Genomic DNA, 9,251 nt, shown 5'->3' with positions numbered 1-9,251 from the left:
CTACAGGCTCCAGCCCACACTCCTACATGGCCACGGCGTGAGCCGACTCCAGACAAGGCCGTGCCGATACCGGCACGGAGCTTGCCGGTGCACGGGCAGTGGTGGACTTCTCCGCTTTAGCCTCCGAGCACCGTCGCGACGGCCCGGTACTCCGGCCGCAGCATCCGCTCGGCTTCCGTTCCGGCCACGACCACCGGGAGCATCGCGCCCTCCAGCCCCGCCTCGGCCGAGAGCTTCACGGCGATGGGCGCCATCACCTTCGCCTCGATGAGCCGCTTCAAGGGCCGGGCGCCCAATTTCGGATCGTACCCGTGACGCGCCAGCCAGGCCCGCGCGTCCGGCTCCACCACCAACCGCAGCCTGCGCCGCAGCAGTCCCGCCCGGGAGGCCGCCTTCTCCAGCTCCAGGTCGACAATCCGCAGCACGTCCGCCTCCGACAGCCGGCGGAACGGGATGACGTGGTCGATGCGGTTGAACAGCTCCGGCCGGAACGCGTGCCGGATGGCGCGCATGAAATCCTCCGAGCCGCGCTCGGCCCCGAAACCCGTGGGTTCCGACTGCTCGACGCCGAGGTTGCTCGTCATGCACACCACCGTCATCCGGAAGTCCACCAGCCGCCCGAGGCTGTCCGTGAGCCTCCCCTCCCCCAGGATGCCGAGCAGCAGATCGAATACCTCGGGGTGCGCCTTCTCGAGCTCATCGAAGAGCACCAGCGACATCGGCTGTTGCCTCACTCGCTCGGCGAGGCTGGTGATGCCGGGGCCCACCTCCATCAACCGCTGGGCCGAACCGGGCTGCATGTACTCGGACATGTCGAGCCGGATCATCCGGTCCTCGCTGCCGAAGAGCGTGCGCGCGAGCTGCTTGGACAGCTCCGTCTTCCCCACGCCCGTGGGCCCGGCGAAGAGCAGCGTGCCCACCGGCTTCTCCGGATCGTTCAGCCCCGCCTTGAAGCGCGCCAGGACGCCCGCCGCCTGCTCGCAGGCGCGCTCCTGGCCGATGACCCCCTGCTTCAACTGCCCCGCCAGCGTGGCCTGCTCGGCGGGGATCTCGTCACTGATGAGCTGGAGCGGCAGTCCCGTGTAGCGCGCATAGGCCTCGGAGGCGTCGCGCGGATAGAGCGTCCGGGCCTTGCCCGGCTCGCCCTGCTGCTCCAGCCAGTCGAGGAAGCGGAAGGCCTTGCCCGGAAACAGGCTGTCGCGCTGGAACGTCTCCAGATGCCCGACGAGCTGCCTCAAACCCAGGGCATGGATGCTCACCCGGCTGCGCTTCGCCGCCTGGTAGCGCAGCATCAACTCCGGCACCTGCGAGGCCGGCGGTGGCTCGATGCGGATGATGCGGAAGGGCCGCAGCGACTCCGGGAAACGCCGCTGGCAGCGCTCCAGCTCGGCCTCGGTGCACTCGGCGATGAGGGAGATCTCCCCGCTCATCGCCGCGGGCAGCAGCAGATCGCCAATGGACGAGCCGTCCGGCTGGGGCGCGAGGATCGACGTGAGCCGATCCACGTAGAGGTAGTCGTTCTCGTACGAGAGCGCGTCGACGATCTTCAGACAGCGCTCCTGCCACATGCCCAGGTACACCATGCCGGCGACGATGCGCTCGGCGCTGGTGCGCCAGATCCTCGGCAGGCTCGCGTTCTTGTCCTCGCGCCGCTGCTCGGCGATCACCCGCGCGAGCTTCAGCACCTGGCTCGTCTTGCCGGCACCCGGGCCCCCCACGAGCAGCAATGACTGAGGGGGCTGACGCCGCGCGTGAGCGAGCCAGGAACGCATCGAATCGGCGTCATACACCAGTGCCGGCTGCCTCCCGCCCAGGGCGCGCGAGGTCAACTCCTCACTGATCTGCTCGAGCACCTCCGGCGGACGCTCCTCGCTCGGGCCACGCCGGTTGTCCCGCTGCAGCCAGCCGAGCTCCCAGCTGCTCACGTACTCCGCGCCCTCGTGGCGGAAGTCGTACAGCCCCTTGGGCTTCTCCCCGAGCAGCACGGTGGTGAGCGCGTTCTGCAACACCTCGCGCGCGATGGAGAGCTCCTCGAGCACGAACGACCAGCCGAAGCGCGGCACCCGGATGCGCCAGGCACCGCTCTCCAGCTTCCCGTAGACATACGTCAGCTTCAGGGGGATCAGCGCCTTGGCGATCACCGGCCGCTTCTTGTGCAGGGTCTGCGGATGGATCTCCACGGTGATCGTCCGGGCCTCCAGGTTCTCCTCCCAGAGGAACCGCTCGAGCCCGGCGGGGTTCTCGAGCAGCATCAACCGGATGCGGGTCTCGAGCAGCGCGTAGATCTCCGCCTCGCTCTTTCCGTAGGCCGAGGGGGGAGACTCATCGAAGAAGCTGTCCCAGACCGGCAGGAGCTGCCCGGTGAGCCGGCCATCGTGGTGGGTGGTGAAGTAGACGCGAAGGCTCTTGTCGCTCATGGGGTCACCCGCTCGCTCATCCGCAGCCGCCACAGGGCCGGCAGGGCCTCCGCGGGAGTCCTCACCCGGTGGCTGCCGCTGTGGGTCAGCAGGTAGTCATCCAGCTCCAGCACCGACACCGTCCCCGGACGGGCGGGCGGCTCGAAGCGGTAGGCGCGGACGACGGGAGCCGCCGCCTCGGGATCCTCCGGGAGCGGACGCACGCCCTCCTGGCGCGCCTTGTGGAAGGCCTGGAGCTTCATGGCATGCAACGCGAGCAGCTCCGCGGGCGCCGGCGCGTTCGCCTCGTGGACGCGGACCTTGACGATCTCCGGGAGCCGGCCCGAGGACTGCCAGACATGCAGCCCGGCCTCGCCCTCGAAGAACGGCCGCACGCCCGGGCCCACCAGCTTGATCGCGGCATGCACGGGCTCCTGTGCGGACAGGTGCAGGAACTCCCGGAGCTGCCGGGCCCCGCCGGACACCACGGCCCCTCCGGGCAGGTGCGCGGCGAAGGACTCGAGCTCCCCACGCGAGTGCGCATAGGCCGAGCAGAGCCATCTCGTGAGCAGCGAGCCGGTGGACGCGCCCTGGCGCCACTGGCCGAGCGGGAGCAGCTCCAACATGACCACGTGCTGATCCGCGCTGGAAATCCCCCGGAGGATGCGTTGCAGGAAGTAGACCTCCGACAGCGCATCGAGCATCTGCTCCCGGGAGACGGCCTTCACCGGCTCGAGCGCGCGCCGGGAGAAGAGCCGGATGCGCGTCCCCTGCGACCAGCGGTCGACACCCACCCGCTCCACGCCGAAACGCTCGGCCTCGATCATCTCCCGCTCCGCCTCCTCGGGAGCGCGGGCGAGCAACTCCAGTTGCGTCGCGAAGGCCTCCAGGTACATGCGCATCGCATCGAGCGTGAAGAGCGACTCGGCGTGCTCGTGCTCTCCCGCCCGCAGGCGCTCCAGGTGGAAGCGGACCTGGTCGGACAGCGCACCGAGTGCCTCGCTCTCACGCATCTCCTGCACCACCTCGCGCTGCTCGAGCATCTTCTCGCGCAGCCGTGCGATGGGGAGCGACAGGAGCGGCTCCAGCTCGAAGCCCTGGGCCAGCGGCTCCCGGGGAACGAGCGCATCGGCCTGCACCTCGAAGCGGCCTTCCCGGGTGTAGAGCTGAAACAACCGCAGGAGGGCCTGGGGTCCCCGGATGATGGCCTCGGAGAGGACCTGCCCGACCTTTTCCTCCAGGTAGCGCTTCAACGGCCGCGCGCCCAGGTGCGGATCGAAGGACTCCTCGACGATGCGCCGCTTCACCGCCTCGTCGGCGGCCACGAAGATGTTGCGGGAAACGAGCCCGTGCCGTGACAGCAGCCGCGCCAGCTCCTTTTCCACCACCTTCTCACCCACGTCCCGCGACAGTGGCGAGAAGTGCACGATGCGATCGATGCGGTTGAAGAGCTCGGGCGGGAAGAACTCGCGCACGGCCCGGTCGGCATCCAGCTCCAGGGCGCGAGCGTCCGGTGCCCCGAGCCCCACCGCCGGCTTGCGCCGGGCCCCGAGGTTGCTCGTCATCACGATGACGGTATGGGTGAAGTCCGCCGTCTCGCCCGAGGCGTCCGTCAGCCGGCCCTCGTCGAACGTCTGGAGCAGCAGGTTGAGCAGCGAGGGATGCGCCTTCTCGATCTCATCGAGCAACACGAGCGAGAAGGGCTGCTCGCGGATGAGGCGCGTCAACCGGCCCTCGGGTTGCCAGGCGTCGCCCGTGAGCCGCGCGACGGCATCCGGCGTCTGGAACTCGCCCATGTCGAGCCGCACCAGCCGCGATGCATCGCCATACAGGTAGCCGGCCAGCGCGCGGGCGAGCTCGGTCTTCCCCGTACCCGTGGGGCCGGTGAACAGAAAGACGCCATAAGGCCGCTGGGGATCCGTGAGCCCCGCATGGATGCGCGCGACGAGATCGCAGGCCACCCGCACCGCCTCCGGCTGTCCCATCACCTTGCGCGACAGGGCCTCGTGGACCTCCTCCTGCACCAGCCGCTCCTGGGGGCGGAGGAGGAAGTCCGGCAGGCCCGTCCTGCGTGAGAGGTGCGCGAACAGCTCGCCGACGCCGAGCTCCCGGCCCGGGCTCCCCTGGTCCGTGGCCAGCTCGCGCAGCAGATCGAGCGCCTTGCCCGGAAGCGCGGACCCGGAGAAGAGCGTACCGGACTGCTCCAGCAGCACCGGGAAGAGCGGAGGGGACCAGGCGATGCGGTGCTTGGACTCCAGCTCGCGCGCCTCGTGCAACAGCATCCGGAGCGTCTCGTCGGCGCGGGTGGAGCGCACGTGCACCTGGGTGAAGAGCGCGGCGAAGGACGGGGCGTCCGTCTCCAGCCGCTGGAGCTGCTCGGGCGTCACCGTGCCGGCCAGAGTGATCTCCCCTCGGGAGAGCGCGCCCTGGAAGAAGAGCGCGAGGTTGGTGTCACTCTCCCGCGAGCGGCCGATGCGGCCGAAGGCATGCAGATCCTCGACGAAGAGGATGCGGCGCCCTCCCCTCGTGTCCTCGAGCACCTTGAGGCAACGCTGCTCCCAGTCGCCCACGTAGCTCATGCCGGCGATGATCCGCTTGCCGGCGATCGACCAGACCTCGGTCACCTTGTCCAGGTTGCGGTGGGTCTGGAAGCCCTCGGCCTCGAGCTGCTCGGCCACGAAGCGCTTGAGCAGGGTCCGCTTGCCGCAACCGGGAGGACCGACGAGCAGCACCGGCGTGCGCCGCTCGCCTCCGAGCAGGAGCTGGAGTTGCTCGCGGTAGGGGCTGCGCGGCATGCCGGCGTCGAGCGTGCCCTCCGCGGCCTGGAGCGTGAGGTGGGTCCCCAGCTTGTGCAGCACCTGGGTGCCGCCGCCCGACTTCTTCTGCTTCTTCTTGCCACCACTCCGTTCCCGCCGGTCCTCGTCCTCCAGGTCGTCCCAGGGCCCCTTCTTCTTGCCGAGCGCGTCGAGCAGCGACTTCGGCTGGGCCACGAACGCGAGCGCCTTGAGGGTGTCCTTCCGGTTGGAGCGCAGCTCCTCATGCTCGTGCGGCTCCAGCGCGGCCCAGGCGCGGGTGAAGAAGACCTTCGCCTGCTCCTCGAGACTGGCGCCGGTATCGACCGGGAACCACTCGTGCTGGCGCGCGGGGTGGTAGGCGATGGTCATGAGCTCGTCACGCGTGCGCCAGCGCGGCTCGAGGATGAGGGGGAAGAGGCCGGACAGCCGTGGCGTCTCGGTTCCGGTGCGCACGCGCTTGAAGTCCAGCTCGAGCTGCACCCGCTCCAGGCGGATGCCTCGGGGGAGCTGGAAGTACGACAGCTCCTGGACGGGCAGCTCGCCGATGACGCTCCGGAGCTCCTCCACGAGCTTCTGCTGGAGCTTGACGGTGCTCCGGCCCTCGCGGCCGCGGGTATGCGGGCCGAGCGCGAGCGTGGTCCACCGGTAACCACCGGAGGCATCGCGGCTCTGGTACACGCCGATGGTGAGGTTCATCGAGCCGCCCCCCTCATCACGTCGAGCGCGAAGGAGAAGCCACTCTCGGGCTCGAAGTTGCCGGAGCTTTCGAGAAGGAGGATGTGTTCGAGCAGGATCCGTTCGAGCGCCTGGAAGTGCTCCCCGGGATCCAGCTGAAGCTTGCGTGCGCCCTCGCACAGCAGGAGCTCACCGCCGGGGACGTACTCACGAATGGTCGGCATCAGCCGCAGCTCCTTGATGGCCCGTTGTGCCGGAGGGGCGATGGCGGGCAGATCGAGCTCCTTCTGGAACAACTGGGTGGACATGGCCACGGGCCTGACCTCGACCTGGACCAGCTCGTCCTTCTCCGTGGGAGGGTAACGATGAATCCCGGCCTCGAGCGCCAGGAAGACCCCCGCGTTCGTGCCGCTGACCGAAACCAGCACCTCCCGGAAGCCACGCGAGGGCGCGGCGAGCTCCTTCCGGAGCTGCTCCGCGCTCAATGACTTGTCATCCCATTTGCGCCTGCGCTCGCTGCTCTTGTGGGTGACCGAGACACGGCCCTCGACCGTCCAGCCGCGCCGGGGCGAATCCTCGATCAGCGGCAGGAGCCAGCGTTCGAGCCCACGCGTCTCCCCCGCCTCCTGGATGATCAACGTGAGCTGATCCCGCCGGGGCTGGAGCGCGAGCAACACGGACGGCATGAGCTGGCGGATGGCCTTCATCTGCTCGTGGGCCTCGTCCACGAAGGGCGCGGCATCCTGCTGCTCGAAGAGCGCCATCAGCGCCAGCTCCTCGGCGGCCAGGAGTGAGGCGCGCAACCGCCGGGCCTCGCTCCAGAGCGCCTCGAGCCGGCTGTGCTCGTGCTGGAGCTGTCCCAACGAGGAGGCCTCGGGCCCTCGCATCTTCTTCTGATCGCCCTGGGCGAGCTGGGCCACCAGGAAGTGGATCCGCTCCCCGACGTTCTCCACGGCATCCATCCGGAAGAGCGTGTCGATGACCCGCCGCTGCGCCTGCATGTCGCGCACGAGGTCGAGCTGGTTGCGCGCCGTCTTCGGGCTGCCCTTGGACAGCTCCACCGCGATCCCACCGGGACGGGAGGCGATCACCACGCGTCCGCCCTGGGCCTCGGGCCCGGCCTCGGAGAGCGCGCGGGCGATGGGGACGACGAGCTGCTGGTCCAGGTGCCTGCGCATGGCCCGGGCCCCATAGGCCTCCTGGTAGCCGGACATGGCGAGCGAGGTGGTGATCTCGGGAGGCACGAGGAGCGAGACCCCGCGCTGCGTCAACCCGCGCCGTTGCCGCAACCGCTCCACGCCGAACCGGGCCACCTCCGCCGCCTGCTCCGGAGTGAGCGGATGGAAGGGAATGAGCTGGTCGATACGGTTGACGAACTCGGGGCGGAAGTGCCGGTGCACCTCGCGCAGGTAGTACGAGGCGTCATCCACCGAGGTGGCACCGATGCCCAGTGGGGAACGGCGGTGCGCCACCCCGAGGTTGCTCGTCATGATGATGATGGCGTTGTGGAACCACGCCGTCTGTCCCCGGGCATCGGTGAGCCGCCCTTCCCCGCACACCTGCAGGAGCAGATCGAAGACGGCCGGATGGGCCTTCTCGATTTCATCGAGCAGCAGCACGCAGAAGGGCTGCTGGCGGACACGGCGCGTGAGCAGCCCCTCGCCCTGACTGTTGCCCCGGATGAGCCGCTCGGCGGCCCAGCCGTCCATGAACTCGCTCATGTCGAAGCGGAACATCCGCTCCGGCGAGCCGAAGAGGAACGTGGCGAGCAGCCGCGCCAGCTCGGTCTTCCCGACGCCGGTGGGGCCCACGAAGAGGAAGGTGGCCAGTGGCTTGCCCTGGGGCTGTAGCCCCGCCTTCACCATGCACAGCGTCTCCACGACACGGCGCACCGCCGTCTCCTGGCCGACGAGCTGGCGGCGGAAGTGCGCCTCGACCTCGCCCGCGAGCAGCGCGCGATCCTCGCGCAACAGGAACTCGGGGACGCCGGTCTTGAGGCTGAAGAGCGAGTACACGCGCTCGCGGGTGAGCAGGGGCACCTCGCCGGTTCCCGAGCGCTCCTGTTGCAGGCCCGCGCGCATCTCCTCGTACAACCGCACCGCCTTGCCGGGCAGCGCACGGCTCGGCAGGTAACGCTCGGCCAGGTCCACGAGCGGATCCACCGCGTCGTCGGCCAGCGAGGACCGGGAGGGCTCCGCCTTCCGTTGCCAGACCGTCCGGGTCCGGAGCGCCTCGCGGGTCCGCCGAGTCCCCAGCGGCTCCACGCGCACGCGCCCGAGTACCGCGAAGAGGCCCGGGTGCCGGGTCTCGAGCAGATCCAGCGACTCCGGGGTGAGCTCGCCGAGGAACCGTACCCGGCCCTCCTCCAGGAAGGGCTTCATCGCGCCGGGGATGTCGATGTGCTCCGAGGACTGCTGCGCGAGCAGCTCGCCGAGGTTCTCGAAGTACAGGACCGCGTCGAGCTCCTGCGCCGCGCGCATCACGCGCAGCACGCGCTCCTGCCACTGGCCGAAGCCGGACATGCCGGCGATCAACCGCGAGCCGCTCGTGGCGTACACCCGCCGCTCGCGGCCGGCCTTGCACTCGGCACGGAGCCACGAGAGGAGCAGCTCCGTCTTGCCCACCAGCTCCGGGCCCACGAGCAGCACGCCCTGCCGCTTCTCGCCGCCGAGCAGCCCGGACAGCAGCGCGAGCTCGGTGTCCCGGGCGATGAGCGGCGGCCCATGCCGGGCCTCGTCGCGATCATGCAGCGGCGTGGAGACGGAGAGGAGCACCTGGTGCGCCTGCTCCCGCTTGAGCTTCTCCTCCAGCTTCTTCTTCGCCTGCCGGGCCTTGTCGCTCGCGTCCTGACGCCGGAGCGCGAGCTGGACGGTTTCGAGCGTCACGGACTTCGGAGGCAGCAGCCGCAGGTACTCATGGGCGGCCGGCTCCCGCGCCGCGAGCAACCGCTCCACGTCCGCGCGCACCGTCTCCCGGACGTCCTGGTTCCTGCCCACGTAGACCGTGTGATCGATCGCCGGGACGAAGACCCAGGTCTCCTCCGGGAGCGGCACGACGATGGTGGCCAGCTCGACGGTGACGGGTTTGACGAGGCGTTTGGGGAGATCGGCGCGGGGCGCCAGGATCTCCAGCATCTCGAGCCGCACCTGTTCGGGGAAGGAGAAGCGGGCCAGCTCCTCGGGCTCCACCTTGGACAGGTGCTCCTCGAGGAACAGGCGCTGCTCGCCCAGACAGGCCTCGAGGGTGGGCGCGTGGCTCGTCAGGGTGGGCGCGGCCACGGGGAACACCTGGTGGTCCCCGTTCCAGAGCTGCTGGCAGACGAGCGGCGTGGAGAACTCGAGGGTCCCGGGGACGGCATCGGAAGGTGCCATGGGCCCGGCATCCT

The 9,251-nt window shown here is 69.7% G+C and carries 3 protein-coding genes; all 3 read right to left on the bottom strand.

The window, feature by feature from the left end; genetic code table 11:
- Positions 1-116 precede the first annotated feature (116 nt).
- The 3 genes from Q664_RS27475 to Q664_RS27465 are packed head-to-tail and all read right to left on the bottom strand — an operon-like array spanning position 117 to position 9,237.
- Positions 117-2,417, bottom strand: a complete 2,301-nt coding sequence (locus Q664_RS27475; protein ID WP_052518737.1) for an AAA family ATPase — start codon at positions 2,415-2,417, stop codon at positions 117-119.
- Positions 2,414-5,887: an AAA family ATPase gene (locus Q664_RS27470; protein ID WP_043402176.1), complete on the bottom strand. Its 3,474-nt coding sequence runs from the start codon at positions 5,885-5,887 to the stop codon at positions 2,414-2,416. Before Q664_RS27470 ends, Q664_RS27475 begins: the two co-directional genes overlap by 4 nt.
- Positions 5,884-9,237, bottom strand: a complete 3,354-nt coding sequence (locus Q664_RS27465; RefSeq protein WP_043402173.1) for an AAA family ATPase — start codon at positions 9,235-9,237, stop codon at positions 5,884-5,886. Before Q664_RS27465 ends, Q664_RS27470 begins: the two co-directional genes overlap by 4 nt.
- Positions 9,238-9,251: the final 14 nt, after the last annotated feature.

The sequence above is a fragment of the Archangium violaceum Cb vi76 genome, from assembly GCF_000733295.1.
GTDB lineage: Bacteria > Myxococcota > Myxococcia > Myxococcales > Myxococcaceae > Archangium > Archangium violaceum.
This window is presented reverse-complemented; position numbering and strand designations above follow the sequence as displayed.